Origin of the sequence: Geodermatophilus amargosae (assembly GCF_900116515.1) — a bacterium.
Lineage (GTDB): Bacteria > Actinomycetota > Actinomycetes > Mycobacteriales > Geodermatophilaceae > Geodermatophilus > Geodermatophilus amargosae.
In genome coordinates this window covers 307,546-322,006 of the sequence record NZ_FPBA01000005.1, presented here as the reverse complement: position 1 = coordinate 322,006, position 14,461 = coordinate 307,546, and the positions used below count along the sequence as shown (strand labels likewise).

The following is a 14,461-nucleotide window of genomic DNA, read 5'->3' as shown; positions in this document are numbered from 1 at the left end:
CCCCGCACCCGCGCCTACGTCACCAAACGACAAGCCGACGGGAAAAGCACCAAGGAGATCATCCGCTGCCTCAAGCGACACATCGCCCGCGAGATCTACCGCCTGCTCACCACACCGGCCGCCCTGCCGTTCGCCGCCACTTGACCGCCATAGGAGCTTCGGCAAGGCCGAACGCTTCAACCGCACCCTGCGCACCGAGTGGGCCTACGCCACCGGCTGGACCAGCAACGAGGAGCGCACCGCCGCCCTGGACGCCTGGCTGCAGCACTACAACACTGCCCGCAGCCACTCCGCCCTCGGAGGCCACCCACCGATCAGCCGACTGACCGCGTGAACAACCTGTCTGGTTGCAACACCTAGTCGGTCAGCTCCACGACCACCGGTGCATGGTCGCTGGCTCCCTTGCCCTTGCGTTCCTCGCGGTCTATCAGGGCATTCGTGACCCGGCCGGCCAGTGCGGGGGAGGCGAGGGTGAAGTCGATCCGCATGCCCTCGCGGCGCGGGAAGCGCAGCTGCGTGTAGTCCCAGAACACTTCATGGGGGTTCGCCGACCAGCCGTGATGGGGCCGATCCGCCGCTGACCTGCAACAACACGATTCGTCCAATTGGGGTCAACGAGGGCCAACTAAGGATTCATGTGCCCCAGATGTGCCCCGGCGGCGCCCGTCCCCGCAGTACTTGTCGAGTTCGGTCGGACGGCCGGCCGATCGAGGGCCACGTGTGACGAGCCGCCCGAGCTGGGCGACCAGTCGCCGAATGCGCGCCGCGTCGCTGCGGCGGGCCAGCCGGTCCACAGCGGGGTCTCGGCACGGCTCTCGCAAGTGAGCATCCCTGCGGAGTATTCGCCATCCACCCGCGCGCGCCGAAAAGGCGACGGCAAGACCAGTCCACTCAAGCCGATTCCTGCGTCAGCAAGTAGCTGATGTAGGTAGAAGGCGATGGGCCGATCAGATATTCAACGTCGACCTCGACGAGGCATGACGCCGTCCCGCCAATCGGGGGCATCCTTATCGCTGAAGAAGGATGTCGAGTTGACCCAACCGTCACTTGTCCACCGCAGGGTGCCAGCCAGTACGCGCTGGGAGTAGCTGCCGAAGTCTATGGCGTACCCGTCGTAGCTCTCACCCCCACCTTCCGGTCGAATTCCCGATTGCAAGAGGTGTATCAGCCGCGCGTCGTACAACTCTGCGTAGAGCGGGCGCTTTGGGTCACTTCGGTTAACCAGGATGGTTCTTTTGCCACGCTTCAGCGACTTAGCGAGTATCTCCTCGAAGAGTTCCTCGAGGTCAGGCCTCCCTTCGATGTTCTTGAACTTGGTCATCCAGAAGTAGTCACTTGAGGCTCGAAGAACGTGATCTGGCCCGATCGGCCCTTGAGCGGCCAAGCGGGCGGATTTGGATACGATGTTTATCGCGTCGCGAGGATTACCTTCGGAAGCCGTGACGAGTGTCGCCAAAGCATCCCGCAAGAAGCCGGCCATGATCTCTTCCAAAGTAGATACGTCATGGCCCAAGGTTTTCTCGTATGCACGAAAGTGCTCGAATAGGACCCGCCCGGCGAAGTCTCGCGCGGTCGCTGGACCCTTGAGAGCCTGATGGAAGTCGAGCGACACAGACTCACCCGTATCACTGCCCAGCTCCAACCCAATCCACCGACCGTCTGTCCCTGGCTCACGAAATACTGATCGATGCTCAACAGCTGTCATCTTGACGGTAAGTTGAGGTACGGGGATGAAGGCTCGCCGGAGCATGTCTGCGAGCGTTGGCTGAAGTTCTCGCGGGACCGCATCCCATTCGTCGATTAGAAGCCACAGTCTTCGTCCCTCTATGGCTGCACAAAGGGATCGCAGCGCTTTACTGAGTGACCCAAGAACTACGTGGTACTCCGACTGCCCTTTTCGGGTTACGGCCTGCCTGAAGCTTCCATGCTCGCGATTCTCGGATGAGAATCCAACGGAGATGCCATCCTTCGACTTGTAGCCAACCTCAGCCTTTCCATTCCTGCTGACTTCCCCACCCTGCTCGTGTGTGACTTCGACTTCTCCAGTGACCGCAACGTCGGTCATCGCTTCACCGATAGCATCAAGCGCCGGCCCAAGTAGGTGCAATTGGGCAGAGAGATCGAGGCGCCCCTCGCCTATACCGGCTTGGTAGAGGACTTGGTGAACGTTCTCGACCAGGTCGACAAGCAGCCTGGTTGCGCGGTTACTGAAGGGTATTTGTGGATCATTGTAGATGCCAGCATTTGATCCCATAACGCGCATGTCCAAGAAAATTGGAACATCGTCCCGTGCGCGAATCTGGTGTTCTAGGTGAATCAACAAATGTGTTTTGCCGGCACCCCGGCGACCAAAGACTACCGAGGACTCCGTCCCTGAGAACAACCCATCGACAGACGTTGCGACGTAAGAAGCCTCGAGGCGCGCCTCGTCCGTGACCAAGTCCGCCCTGCGGGCAAGTCCAGTCCAGATGCGGTTTTGGTAGCAGAGCGTCTCCACGGTTCCCCCAAAGAAGAGGCAAGTAGCGTATCGATACTGCGCGGTCCCTGCCACGTAAAGGCTTGTTGCCTCATCGACCAGACAACACTGGCCCCGCTGGACCGCGAGCGCTGCGAACCGGCGACACCCGCCGGGTAGCGCCTGAGGCGGCATATGGAGATGCGGAAAACCCAGCCATCCCCGTCGCGACGCCCGGTCTGTGACGTCGCGGCGAGCGAGGACGGCTGATAGACCGCAGATCAGTGGTGTATCAGCCGTCCTTGACCAAAGCGACCTCTGGGCTACCGCACGAGCCGGTCCTGGAACTCACGAACCAACTGCTCATCCTCATCCGCGAGGACGATCTCGCCCCCTGGGGGATCACCCGCTGCCAGGGACAGTGGCGTATCCATAAGCAGGGCCTGCCGCATGGTGCGAACGGCAACCGCATCGTCGATACGCACGGCGCGGACCCAGTGCGCCAGAACGTCGATCGAGATTTCCCTTGCTGACAGCTCGCCCGTCTCGAACGCACGCAGTTGGCCCGCTTCGGCCACGGCGCCTTCACCTCTATTGCTGGCCACAACGGCCTCCCGCGTCAGGCCTTCCTCCTGACGCCGAAAAAGCAACAGCGCCGGGAGAGGCCCGTGCTCAAGCCGCTTGGTGTCCAAGGCCTCGTCCAAACGGTCGGCAATGCGTGCGCGGCGCTCCGGGGACAGACGCCGACCGCGAGGACCTGATTCCTCTCCGTAGACCAACTTGTTTCGACGCCGAGTAACACCGTCCGGCCACTCTGTGCTGAGGTCCGCTTCACGAAGGAGACGAGCCGCCGTGGCCTCGGTCAGCTCTCGTTCGGAGCCAGGATCATTCGCAGTCATGAGCATTCCTTGTCTCGAGGTTCGGGGTACTGCAGGTGGGAGTGGAGGAGCGCGGTCATGGCTCACCCTCGCTCTCCGACGACGCCTGCTCTTCGGGCGGCAAGAGATGGCGAAGGGAGGGATCCGAGCGGGCGGCTTCCTTGAGCTTCCTGAAAGCCCGGCTGAAGCGCTGCCGCATGGTGGTTTCGGACTTACCTGCGTTCGCAGCTAGGACGCCATAGGGGACGTTGTCAACCAGGCGCGCGAGGATCAACGCGGACTCGTCCTCAGTGAGGACGGTCAGCATCAGCGACACCATGGACGTCGCCTCGGGCCGCGGCTCGTCTGACGTGGGTTCTGCTTCGGCCTCCGGAACATGATCCCAGTCCAAGTGGGTTCGACCTGGAGCATCCCGGCGGGCGTCACGGAGCGCCTGCCGCACGAACCCCTTCGCCCACGGGAGGAGACCCCGGCCCTGGTCGACGAACTTGTCGATCTTGCGGGCCACCTCCGTCAACGCGCTCTCGACAGCAAGCTCTCGATCCACCTGAGCCATGTCCCCCGCGATGGCTTCGGCGTACGCGTCGCAGGTGGAGCCTAAGTACGTCAGTAGAAGCGGGACCGCGCTCGGATCGCCGGCGCGCAGCAGCTCAATGAGTTCCTTCTCGTCCATGGGTCCCTCCGGTGTCTTCACTCTCTATAGAGAGTCTGTGACACCTCCTCCGGGGATCACGTGACAGGCGACCGCAGGTCAGCGGAGTTCGTGGACCGGCGCTCGAGGGATGTCGACAACGCTCGGGGTCGCCTCGCTCGATACGAGGTGGTGAGACTCCGAGTCTTGGTCAGCTAGCCATCGCGTTATGCCGGAGGGACAGCGCCAGGCCAGGACCTTCGTATCGTTCGTATGGTCAGTGGCGTCTAGGACGGCCTCAGCGAGCACACAGTCGGGGGCAGCCACGTCGTCCTGATCACGCGCTGAACGATCAGTCACCTCCACCACCCAGATGTAGCGCGGCATTGGAAGGTTAAGGTACCGAGCGGTTATGGCGTCTGGAAAGCGACGGTGCTCAATGCCGCGCTTGAAATCGTTGCTTAGCATCACGCTGCTTCTGAGAGCAACGCTACTCTCACCTGTTCCCATCTTCACAAGTTCACTGGCCAGCATCTGATCGTCGCCGGTGCCCTTCTTCAAGCGGGAGATCAGATGTTTCTTGGCGATGAGCTCCGCATGTTCACCCGTCAGGTACACCTTGGGTGGAAGGGGGACAACAAGATGCTGCCACGTACCCGACGGATCGCTCCCCCAATTGTCCACCGCCTGGTAGGGGCCCGCCTCGTCGTCTTGGCGCCAGAAGCGAATACGGCGAATGCCATCCCGATCAACGTAGCGCTCGTAGCCGATCAGGACAAAGGCGTGCCTACTGGTGATGACGGTTACTGGGAGTCGACTGTTAAGGTATCGGCAGATGAAAGGTACTACACTCGCGCGATCTCTCTGCCGAAGATCGTAGACCTCTCCCGGCAACCCAAGTCCGAGCATTGCATCAGTGACCTGCCGCACACTCAAGCCTGGACTAGGTAGCGGCCGCCCTAAATCGCTTGCAACCCCCGCATGCGTGGCAATTAGCTCGGGGAGTGCTCGAGGACTACCAAACCGCAAGTGATGGTAGTACGCGGTAATCCAAGCGCAGACCTGAGCGCAGCGCATATATTGTCCGTCTTGGGATAGAAACGGCATCCCGGAGACTCTTAAGTCCATGCCGAAAAGGTTGACCTGATCGTCCGCCTGGCATACAACCGCGCGCGGGGAACGCAGTCGCGGTGGAACTGCAAGCATCGTCCTACCGATCGGTGCCGCCTGCACCGGACGCAGGACGATGTAACCCAGGTATGTTTCGCGCTTTAGTGCGCGAGCGATCGGCTTATCCTCGTGTAGTGCTGCCGCAGGCAGTTCACCGCTGAATAGATGCAGTCGGTGTGCAACAGAAGGGTAGCGTCGGTAGGTCGTCGAATAGAACTGACCGTGCTCACTACGCCAGTCGGCATCGATATAGCGCGGCTCCATTATTGCGCTATGGGCGCGGAGCGCAATCGCTTGACGGAACGTTGCATCATAAACGCGACGAGGGACCTGGTCGCTGATGCCCGTATAGAATATGCGGAGCTGCTTCTCGGTCTCAGCGTCAGTGAGATCAAGGGCCCCTGACGGGACGCGATCCCAAGCCGCGAGGCCTCTCACGGCCGGTATCGGGGCGACGCCTCTCGATGGTGGTCCTCGACCACCCGCCAGGCCTCAAGCTTCCGAACGTCCGACCGCAGCGCGGCTCCATCCACGTCGGCCATCAGTCGACCAGGTGCGCAATCATCTTGAGTCGGGTCTCCAGGCAGTGGCTGGATCAGTCCCTCGAACAAGGTCACTCCCGAGTCTCAGCGTTGCGGCTGGTGGTAGCCGAAGCTGGGGCGATTTAAGCGGACTTGCACTCGACACGGGTTCCCCGTTCCACTCTTGTGCCCCGGCGTGATCGAGTCGTTACCCTTTGTCATCGCTAGGTGGCTGGCTACGCTTCACGGACCCCTGGATCGAAGGCCCACTCCAAGGGCCCCCGTCTGGTCATGCCACCTCGGCTACGTAGCGGCGCCCGAGGGCCTCGCGCCACATACCTCTACGGGCTCCCCCGCACCACTGCTGCCACGACGTCGCCGGGCCGCCACAGCCTTCTCATCAGCAAGGCAACGATCAAGATCCCAACCGTTACACCTCTTGCACCGCCGGACCTGCACGTTTGCCGCTGGCGTGCAGGCGACGGAGTCGGGCGCCGGCGTATCGAGGGCCGAACTCGTTGTGACGGGTCACTTAATCCTCGTCGGTCTCTTGACTGCCGGCACCACGCTGGGAGCAGACATGCGCGGCAGCGTTCGGCCGCTCCGCCGTCCAGGTTGTCGAACGACACGTCGAGGTCGGGGTGCCCCTTGCCCCTACGCGCTGAGACGGGCCCACGTGTTACACGGCTCGCTCGCCAGGTCGGCGACGCCTCAAGTGCAACCTCCACCCCGCGCCGCTCGCCACGGCGCTGACCGCAGTCCCCGACGCCTACCGCCGTCGGCCATACGTCCGGGCCGAACCCACACTCCGCGCTGACGGCGGCCTCGGACCTCCGCCGCATAGGCGGCGCAGAGCATCGTCGGACCTGAGGCAGGACCACGGGCGTTCGCTGGCCTGTCACGTTGTCACTGGAGAAGCCGGACTGGAGGAAGACCGGAGGCTGCGGTGACTCCTGGCGAGCGTTGACCGCCGTGTGCTCACGAGGGCCCGTGGCCACAACGGCCGGTGCGCCGCGAGCGTCGGCGGAGTTGTCCACAGGGCAGAGCGTCATCCCCAGATCCCGCTTCGCCGGTCTTCTCGATCGCTCTCTACCGCAATCTAGGGGGTCCGGCGGGCCCTGCGGCGCCGCGCGAACGGCTGATCGTTTTCCTGTCCGAAGCGACCCGCAGCCGTGACGGACCAGCGGAGGAGCTCATGGCCAGCGTCGAGAAGCGAGTCAGCGACGGCCGCACGACCTACCAGGCTCGTTGGCGGGACGAGCGAGGCCGGCAGCGCAAGAAGTCGTTCGCGAAGAAGGCGGACGCCGACCGGCATGCGGCCACGGTTGAGGCGGACAAGGCGCGAGGGACGTACATCGAGCCCTCGAAGGTCACCGTGGCCGAGTACGCCCGGGAGTGGGCCGCTGCTCGCCCACACCGGCCGACCACCGCGCGGCGGACCGAGATGATGATCCGGCTGCACATCCAAGGCACCCGACTCGGTGGCCGGCGGCTAGCAGACGTGCGTCCGTCCGAGGTGCAGGCGTGGGCGACGGACCGCACCACCGTGCTGGCTACGACCACCGTGCGGCAGGCCCTCGGGCTGCTGCGCAGCGTGTACGCCGCCGCTGTCCTGGACAGGCTCGTCGCATCGTCCCCGGTGGTCCGCATCCGTCTGCCCCGGTACGAGCGGCCGCGCGTCGTGCCGCTCACGGTCGACCAGGTCGCGGCGCTCGCCGAGGCGATGCCGGCGCGGTATCGAGCGATGGTCCTCGCCCAGGCGGGGCTCGGGCTCCGCATCGGGGAGCTCCTGGCCCTGCGGGTGCAGGACATCGACTTCCTGCGCCGCACCGTGCGCGTCGAGTGGCAGTTCACCCACGGGTCGAAGGGCCAGCGCAGCGAGCCGAAGACCCCCCGCTCCCGACGGTCCGTCCCGCTGCCCGGGATGGTCGCCGACGCGCTGGCGGCGCACCTGGCCGCGTACGAGTCGGCGACGGACGGCACGGTGTTCACCACCGGAGCGGGCACGCCACCGGGGCACGTCTACTACGGGCACAACCTCATCCGCCGGGCCGTCACCCGCGCGGGACTCCCGCCCGGAACGACCAGCCACGACCTGAGGCACCACTACGCCAGCGTCCTGCTGGCGGCCGGCGAGTCAGTCGTGGCCGTGTCCGAGCGACTGGGGCACGAGGACGCGTCGCTCGTCCTCAGCACCTACGGGCACCTGATGCCGGACTCCGACGACCGGACCCGGACGGCGGTGGACGCGGCGTGGAACACAGCTGAGTCCTGTGCCCCAGATGTGCCCCGACCCGAGGACCGGCCCGCTAGTCGGCCAGCTCGACGATGACCGGGGCGTGGTCGCTGGCGCCCTTGCCCTTCCGTTCCTGCCGATCTATCAGGGCGTTTGTCACCCGCCGCTCGAACGCCGGCGAGCCGAGCACGAAGTCGATCCGCATGCCCTCGCGGCGGGGGAACCGCAGCTGCGTGTAGTCCCAGTACGTGTAGACGCCGGGGCCGGGGGTGTGCGGCCGGACGACGTCGGCGTACCCGGCCTCGACGACCGCTCGGAACGCCTCCCGCTCGGGCCCGGAGACGTGCGTCGAGTGGGCGAACACCTTCATGTCCCACACGTCGTCGTCCTGGGGGGCGATGTTCCAGTCGCCGACCAGCGCCACCTGCGCGGCCGGGTCGGCGGTCAGCCAGCCGCCGGCCGCGGTCCGCAGCGCGGCGAGCCACTCGAGCTTGTAGTCGTAGTGCGGGTCGCCGAGCTGCCGACCGTTGGGCACGTACAGGCTCCACACCCGCACCCCGCCGCACGTGGCGCCCAGCGCGCGCGCCTCGGCGGCCGGCTCGGCGCCCTCCTTGGCCGCCCACGTCAGCATGCCGGGGAAGCCCACCTCGACGTCGTCCAGCCCGACCCGGGACAGCACCGCGACGCCGTTCCACTGCGAGTAGCCGACGTGCGCGACCTCGTAGCCGAGCTCGCGGAAGCGCTCCTCGGGGAACTGGTCGTCGCGGCACTTGGTCTCCTGCAGGGCCAGGACGTCGACGTCGCGCCGCTGCAGCCAGGCGGTCACCCGGTCGACCCGGGTCCGGACGGAGTTCACGTTCCAGGTGGCGAGGCGCACGGTCCCCGAGCCTATGCCGCGCCCCTGGTCACCGCCGGAGCGCGGGCGGACACCCGCCGTGACCAGCGGAGACGCATGTCACGCCTGATCGGGTGCCGTCACGGGACAGCGGGTATCGAGACATCCGTGACTGCCAGCCGCGAGTGGGAGCATGGCCCGGTGACCAGGCCCTGGACCCGTGCGAGCGCGACGAGCCGACCGGTCCCCGCCCGGGTGCGGCCGTGAGCGACGACCCGGACGTCACCCGGCCGATCGGGGACGCGCCTCCGCTCCCGCCCGTCCCCGGGTCGCACCAGACAGGGGGGCGCGGTGCCCGCCGGCAGCGTCCCGAGGAGCGGTCGCTGGGCGCGGTCCTCGGTCTGACCGTCGCCAACGCCGTCGTCCCCGGCACCGCGTTCCTGGCCTCGGGGCGGCGCCGCGTCGGTGCGGCCGTCCTCGTCCTGTTCGCCCTGCTGGTCGCCGGCGGCGTCTGGCTGGCCACCGCCGGGCGGCGCACCGCGGTCCGGCTGGCCGTCGACTCCACGTACCTGAACTGGGTCGTCGCCGGCCTGGCGGTCATCGCCCTCGCGTGGGTCGTGGTCGTCGTCACCGGCTACCGGTCGCTGCTGCCGCGGCGCAGTTCGGCTCCCCGGCACGCCGTCGGCGCCGTGCTGGTGGCCCTGCTGGTCGCCGGGATCGCCTACCCGGCCTACCGCGTCGGGCAGGTGGCGGTCGCGCAGCGCGGCCTGATCGACGGCGTGTTCGCCGACCGCGAGTCGGCCACCGTCGAGGACACCCCGGACCCGTTCGGGGACCAGGAGCGGGTCAACGTCCTGCTGCTCGGCGGCGACGGCGGCGAGGGCCGCGAGGGCGTGCGCACCGACACCGTGATCGTCGCCAGCATCGCCACCGAGACCGGTGAGACGACGCTGTTCAGCCTGCCCCGGAACCTGGAGGACCTGCCCTTCCCACCCGAGAGCCCGCTGGCCGCGATCTACCCGGAGGGCTTCGAGTCCGGCAGCGAGAGCGAGAGCCTGCTCAACTCCGTCTACCGCAACGGGCCGGCCGACCACCCCGGCGTCCTCGGGGCCACCGACGACCCCGGCGCGGACTTCCTCAAGCTCGGCGTCGGCGAGGCGCTCGGCCTGGACATCGACTACTTCGTGCTGGTGAACCTCGACGGGTTCAGCCGGCTGGTCGACGCCCTCGGGGGCATCACGGTCAACGTCAACTACTACGTGCCGATCAACGGGATCACCGGCCAGGAGCTGCCGGACGACTACATCGCGCCGGGTCCGAACCAGCACATGGACGGCTACACGGCGCTGCAGTTCGCGCGGGGCCGGTACGGGCTGACGGACTACGACCGCATGGACCGCCAGCGCTGCACGATCAAGGCGATCATCGACGAGGCCGACCCGATGACGCTGCTCGACCAGTACCAGGAGCTCGCGGCCACCACGCAGGACATCGTGAGCACCGACATCCCCCGCTCGGCGCTCGACGACTTCGTAGACCTGGCGTTCCTCGTCAAGGACGCCGACATCCGCAGCGTCGTCTTCGACACCAGCCTCATCGACCCGGCCTATCCGGACTACGACCTGATGCGCCAGATCGTCCAGGACACCTTCGCCGGCCCCGCGGACCCGGCGGCGCCCGCGCCGGCCCCGGGGACCAGCGCCTCCGGCGCCGAGGTGCCCAACGGGTCGCCGCCCGAACCGGTCGAGGGGGCCGAGCCGGCCGCCGACGTCGGTGACGCCTGCGCCTACGACCCGGCGCAGGCCCAGGCCGCGCTCGACCAGGGGAAGCCGCCGACCCGCAACGGCTGACGGAACCTCCTCGTGCCCCACCGCTCGCGAGCCCGCGGCGGGGCCCTGCCAGGGGACGGTGCGGCGGATGGGACGTCTTGTGCGTGCGCACGCATGTGCGCATACTACGTGCGTCTGCACATAACTCCGTCCGAGAGGACCCCCGATGTCCGCCCTGCTGCACGTCTCCGCCTCGCCCCGCGGCGCCGCCTCCGAGTCCCGGGCGCTCGCCGCGACCTTCCTCGACGCCTTCACCGAGACCCACCCCGACGTCCCGGTCGACACCCTCGACCTCTGGGACGGCACCCTGCCGCCCTTCGGTGCCGCCGCGACCGCGGGCAAGATGGCGATCTTCGCCGGCGGGCAGCCCGAGGGGGAGTCCGCCGAGGCCTGGCGCGCGGTCGAGGCCACCTTCCGCCGCTTCAACGCCGCCGACCGCTACCTGTTCAGCGTCCCGATGTGGAACGCCGGGGTGCCCTACGTCCTCAAGCAGTTCATCGACGTCGTCAGCCAGCCGGGGCTGCTCTTCGGCTTCGACCCGGCGACCGGCTACCAGGGCCTGCTGACCGGCAAGAAGGCCGCCGTCGTCTACACCAGCGCCGTCTACGGCCCCGACCGCGGCCCGGCCTTCGGGTCGGACTTCCAGAGCACCTTCTTCACCGACTGGCTGCACTGGGCGGGCGTCCAGGACGTCACCGAGATCCACCTGCGCCCGGACCTGGTCGCCGACGACGTGGACGTCCGCCGGGCCCTCGCCCACGCGCAGGCCCGGGACGCGGGCAAGACGTTCTGATCGCCCGGGTCAGCGGTGCGGTGGCTCCTCGGCCTCGAGCACGCGGGCCAGCGCCCGGGACAGCACGCCGATCTCCTCCTCGTCGAGGTGGCGGGTGTAGTGCTCCTCGATGCCGGCGAGGTAGGCCGGGGCGGCGGCGCGCAGCCGTTCCCGGCCCTCCTCGGTGAGGACGGCGAACAGCGACCGGCGGTCGTCGGGGTTGGGCTCGCGGCGCACCAGGCCGGCCCGCTCGAGCTCGTCGACGACCCGGCTGACCCGCTCCCGGCTGAGCACCACCCGGCTGCCCAGCTCGCTCATGCGCAGCCGCCGGCCGGGCGCGGCGTTAAGCTCGAGGAGGACGTCGTACCAGGCCAGCGGCAGCTGGTGGGCCGCCAGTGCCCGCTCCAGCCGGGGGAGCACCGCCGCGTGGACCCGCAGCAGCAGGGCCCACGGGAGCACCCGGTCGACCGGCTCCGCCACGTCGGCGACCCTAGCCCGGGCGGGCGCTCAGGCCGCCGGGACGCTGGCGATCTGGATGAGGTTGCCGCAGGTGTCGTCGAGGACGGCCGTGGTCACCGGGCCCATTGCCAGGGGCTCCTGGGTGAAGCGCACCCCGAGGGCCTTGAGGCGCTCGGTCTCGGCGTGCACGTCGGCCACGGTGAAGGCGGTGTAGGGGATGCCGTCGGCGACCAGCGCTGCCTTGAACGGCCGCGCCGCCGGGTGCTCGTCGGGCTCCAGGACCAGCTCGACGCCGTCGGGCGCCTCGGGGGAGACGACGGTCAGCCAGCGGTGCTCACCGAGCGGGACCTCGGTCTTCTTCACGAAGCCGAGGACGTCGGTGTAGAAGCGCAGCGCCTTTTCCTGGTCGTCCACCAGCACGCTGGTCAGGGTGATCCGCACGAGTCCTCCTCGGGGTCGATGCGCCATCTCCGGGTGATGGCGCGCAGGGGCGAGGTGTCCAGCGAGTGGAAGGTGTAGCGACCCTCCCGCCGGCGCCGGACCAGGCCTGCCTGCTCGAGGACGTCGAGGTGCTGGGAGACGGCCTGGCGCGACGAGCCGACGCCCCGGTGGATGAGCCGGGTGCACAGCTCGAACAGCGTCTGGCCGTCCCGTTCCTGCAGCTCGTCGAGCAGGGCGCGCCGGGTCGGGTCGGCGAGGGCCTTGAACACGTCGCCCACACCGGAACGATACGCAAGCGTACACTTGCCTGTCCAGCCCACTGCGGTCCGCCGTCGGCCGTCTGGTTGGCTCGCAGCGAGAGCCGGTCGGGGACCGGCCGGAAGCGGAGGCGACATGGGCGGCGGTCCGGCACGGCCCGGGGACGGCAGGACGGCGGCGCGGCGCGAGCGGCTCGTGGCGCTGCTGGTCCTCGGCATCGGGGTGGTGCTGCTGGTGTCCTCGCCGACGTGGTTCGCCAGCGACCGCACCGCCGTCGGCGTCGCGCAGCTGTTCGTGGGCGTCTTCCTGCTCGCCGTCGGCGGATTCCTGCTGCGCCGGTCGCGCGCCCGCGGCTGAGGCGGGGTGGCGGCGCTCGCGTTGCGGCGTCCAGGTGACGGGCACCACACTCCGGGGGACCGAGCGGGCCCCAGGACGGAGGACGTGCGTGAAACTGGAGAAGCAGCGACTGCTCGAGATCCTGCGTACCGAGGGCGACAACGACACCGCCCAGGCGGTGGAGAGCCAGTTGCCCGACGAGATCGACACCGAGCGTGACGCCGACGCGCTGTCCGGCGTCGGGCTGGACCGCACCCAGCTGATGGCCAAGCTGGCCGCGGGGGGCCTGGGGACGACCCTGTCCCCCTGACCCTGCCCGGACGTGCGAACGGGGCCGGTACCTCAGCTGAGGTGCCGGCCCCGTCGTCGTCCGTCAGCCGACGAAGGGGCGCTCGCGGGCGAGCTCCTCCTTGGCGACACCGCGGATGTGCACGGCGTCCGGGCCGTCGACGATCCGCAGCGTGCGCGCCGAGGCGTAGAAGCGGGCGAGCACGGTGTCGTTGCTGACGCCGGCGCCGCCGTGCACCTGGATGGCGCGGTCGATGACGTCGAGGGCGACCCGGGGCGCTGCGACCTTGATGGCGGAGATCTCGGTGCGGGCACCCTTGGCCCCGTACTTGTCGATGAGGTCCGCGGTCTTGAGCACGTAGAGGCGGGCCTGGTCGATCTCGATCCGGGACAGGGCGATCGCCTCCCGCACGGTGCCCTGCTCGGCCAGCGGCCGACCGAAGGCCACGCGCTTCTGCGTGCGGTCGACCATGAGCGCGAGCGCCCGCTCGGCCATGCCGATGGCGCGCATGCAGTGGTGGATGCGGCCGGGGCCGAGCCGGGCCTGGGCGATCATGAAGCCGTCGCCCTCGCCGGAGAGGATGTTGGACACCGGCACCCGGACGTCGGTGAACCGCAGCTCCGAGTGGCCGTGCTGGTCCTGGTACCCGAACACCGGGAGGTGCCGGACGATCTCCAGGCCCGGGGTGTCGCGGGGCACGAGCACCATCGACTGCTGCCGGTGCGGACTGCCGTCGGGGTCGGTCTTGCCCATGACGATGAAGATCTGGCAGCGCTCGTCGGCGGCGCCGCTGGTCCACCACTTGCGGCCGTTGATCACGTACTCGTCGCCGTCGCGGACGATCGAGGTCTGGATGTTGCGCGCGTCGGAGGAGGCGACGTCGGGCTCGGTCATGGCGAAGCCGGAGCGGATCTCCCCCTCCAGCAGCGGGTCGAGCCAGCGCTGCTTCTGCTCGGGCGTGCCGAACAGCATCAGCGTCTCCATGTTCCCCGTGTCGGGGGCACCGCAGTTGGTGGCCTCGGGGGCGATCGTGGGCGACCAGCCCATGATCTCGGCGACCGACGCGTACTCGAGGTTGGTCATCTCCCCGAGCTCGTGGTGGAAGAGGTTCCACAGCCCGCGTGCGCGGGCCTCCTTCTTGAGGTCCTCGAGGACCGGCGGATGGCCGTGGTCGTCGTGGCCGCGGGCGGTGCGCCACTCCTCGTAGACGGGCTCGGCGGGGAAGACCTGCTCACGCATGAAGTCCCACATCCGGCCGCAGACGTCCTCGGCTCGGGCGGACAGGGCGAAGTCCATGCGACGGAAGGTAGACCGCTTCGTGACCGCCGTCGCACCTGGGTCACCTCCTGTC

The 14,461-nt window shown here is 68.0% G+C and carries 15 protein-coding genes and 2 pseudogenes; 7 read left to right on the top strand and 10 right to left on the bottom strand.

The window, feature by feature from the left end; genetic code table 11:
- Together BM414_RS30765 and BM414_RS10360 are read left to right on the top strand one after the other, a co-directional pair.
- A pseudogene (locus BM414_RS30765) lies at window positions 1-144 on the top strand (IS110 family transposase); the annotation flags it as partial.
- Window positions 145-160: 16 nt separating this feature from the next.
- A pseudogene (locus BM414_RS10360) lies at window positions 161-334 on the top strand (integrase core domain-containing protein); the annotation flags it as partial.
- Window positions 335-356: 22 nt separating this feature from the next.
- On the opposite strand, the gene BM414_RS10355 reads toward BM414_RS10360, so the two are convergent.
- The 5 genes from BM414_RS10355 to BM414_RS28320 all read right to left on the bottom strand — a co-directional run bounded on the left by BM414_RS10355 (window position 357) and on the right by BM414_RS28320 (window position 4,894).
- Complete coding sequence (locus tag BM414_RS10355) at window positions 357-533, bottom strand: hypothetical protein (protein ID WP_245784620.1); 177 nt, start codon at window positions 531-533, stop codon at window positions 357-359.
- Window positions 534-955: 422 nt separating this feature from the next.
- Complete coding sequence (locus BM414_RS28325; protein WP_139245779.1) at window positions 956-2,497, bottom strand: hypothetical protein; 1,542 nt, start codon at window positions 2,495-2,497, stop codon at window positions 956-958.
- Between the two features lie 281 nt (window positions 2,498-2,778).
- Window positions 2,779-3,147, bottom strand: a complete 369-nt coding sequence (locus BM414_RS10350) for a hypothetical protein (protein WP_139245777.1) — start codon at window positions 3,145-3,147, stop codon at window positions 2,779-2,781.
- 262 nt (window positions 3,148-3,409) lie between these two features.
- The gene (locus BM414_RS10345; RefSeq protein WP_093579335.1) at window positions 3,410-4,006 is read right to left on the bottom strand and encodes an RNA polymerase sigma factor; all 597 of its coding nucleotides are present in this window, start codon (window positions 4,004-4,006) and stop codon (window positions 3,410-3,412) included.
- A 78-nt stretch (window positions 4,007-4,084) separates the two neighbouring features.
- On the bottom strand, window positions 4,085-4,894 hold the full coding sequence (locus BM414_RS28320) for a hypothetical protein (protein ID WP_139245775.1): 810 nt from the start codon (window positions 4,892-4,894) through the stop codon (window positions 4,085-4,087).
- 1,956 nt (window positions 4,895-6,850) lie between these two features.
- Between BM414_RS28320 and BM414_RS10340 the strand changes: the two genes are divergently transcribed.
- Window positions 6,851-7,987 carry a tyrosine-type recombinase/integrase gene (locus tag BM414_RS10340; RefSeq protein WP_093579334.1) on the top strand — a complete coding sequence of 379 codons (1,137 nt, stop codon included), beginning with the start codon at window positions 6,851-6,853 and terminating at the stop codon, window positions 7,985-7,987.
- Here the strand turns inward: BM414_RS10340 and BM414_RS10335 are convergent.
- Window positions 7,965-8,768, bottom strand: coding sequence for an exodeoxyribonuclease III (locus BM414_RS10335; RefSeq protein WP_093579333.1), 804 nt, complete (start codon window positions 8,766-8,768; stop codon window positions 7,965-7,967). The genes BM414_RS10340 and BM414_RS10335 overlap by 23 nt on opposite strands.
- 221 nt (window positions 8,769-8,989) lie before the next feature.
- On the opposite strand from BM414_RS10335, the gene BM414_RS10330 reads away from it, so the two are divergent.
- Window positions 8,990-10,576, top strand: coding sequence for an LCP family protein (locus BM414_RS10330; protein WP_093579332.1), 1,587 nt, complete (start codon window positions 8,990-8,992; stop codon window positions 10,574-10,576).
- A gap of 145 nt (window positions 10,577-10,721) precedes the next feature.
- Window positions 10,722-11,348 (top strand): FMN-dependent NADH-azoreductase, encoded by a 627-nt coding sequence (locus BM414_RS10325; protein WP_093579331.1) that lies wholly within the window; start codon window positions 10,722-10,724, stop codon window positions 11,346-11,348.
- A 9-nt stretch (window positions 11,349-11,357) separates the two neighbouring features.
- Here BM414_RS10325 and BM414_RS10320 read toward each other — a convergent pair whose 3' ends face one another.
- Genes BM414_RS10320 through BM414_RS10310 form a run of 3 tightly spaced genes read right to left on the bottom strand, consistent with a single transcriptional unit; the run spans window position 11,358 to window position 12,505 of the window.
- On the bottom strand, window positions 11,358-11,807 hold the full coding sequence (locus tag BM414_RS10320; protein WP_093579330.1) for a MarR family winged helix-turn-helix transcriptional regulator: 450 nt from the start codon (window positions 11,805-11,807) through the stop codon (window positions 11,358-11,360).
- A gap of 27 nt (window positions 11,808-11,834) precedes the next feature.
- Complete coding sequence (locus tag BM414_RS10315; protein ID WP_093579329.1) at window positions 11,835-12,227, bottom strand: VOC family protein; 393 nt, start codon at window positions 12,225-12,227, stop codon at window positions 11,835-11,837.
- Entirely contained in the window at window positions 12,212-12,505 is a 294-nt protein-coding gene (locus BM414_RS10310; RefSeq protein ID WP_217644648.1) for an ArsR/SmtB family transcription factor, read from the bottom strand. The genes BM414_RS10315 and BM414_RS10310 overlap by 16 nt, the downstream gene beginning before the upstream one ends.
- Before the next feature lie 115 nt (window positions 12,506-12,620).
- Here BM414_RS10310 and BM414_RS10305 point away from each other — a divergent pair, with 115 nt between their 5' ends.
- A complete protein-coding gene (locus BM414_RS10305) occupies window positions 12,621-12,842 on the top strand; it encodes a hypothetical protein (protein WP_093579327.1) in 222 nt (73 codons plus the stop codon).
- Window positions 12,843-12,930: 88 nt separating this feature from the next.
- A complete protein-coding gene (locus BM414_RS10300; RefSeq protein ID WP_093579326.1) occupies window positions 12,931-13,131 on the top strand; it encodes a hypothetical protein in 201 nt (66 codons plus the stop codon).
- Between the two features lie 63 nt (window positions 13,132-13,194).
- Here the strand turns inward: BM414_RS10300 and BM414_RS10295 are convergent, their stop codons facing one another.
- Window positions 13,195-14,406, bottom strand: coding sequence for an acyl-CoA dehydrogenase family protein (locus BM414_RS10295; RefSeq protein WP_093579325.1), 1,212 nt, complete (start codon window positions 14,404-14,406; stop codon window positions 13,195-13,197).
- Window positions 14,407-14,461 lie beyond the last annotated feature (55 nt).

Excerpts from the sequence above, each read along its gene's own strand:
- BM414_RS10345 (WP_093579335.1), bottom strand. The coding sequence starts at position 4,006 with ATGGACGAGAAGGAACTCATTGAGCTGCTGCGCGCCGGCGATCCGAGC.
- BM414_RS10340 (WP_093579334.1), top strand. The coding sequence starts at position 6,851 with ATGGCCAGCGTCGAGAAGCGAGTCAGCGACGGCCGCACGACCTACCAG.
- BM414_RS10325 (WP_093579331.1), top strand. The coding sequence starts at position 10,722 with ATGTCCGCCCTGCTGCACGTCTCCGCCTCGCCCCGCGGCGCCGCCTCC.
- BM414_RS10305 (WP_093579327.1), top strand. The coding sequence starts at position 12,621 with ATGGGCGGCGGTCCGGCACGGCCCGGGGACGGCAGGACGGCGGCGCGG.
- BM414_RS10295 (WP_093579325.1), bottom strand. The coding sequence starts at position 14,406 with ATGGACTTCGCCCTGTCCGCCCGAGCCGAGGACGTCTGCGGCCGGATG.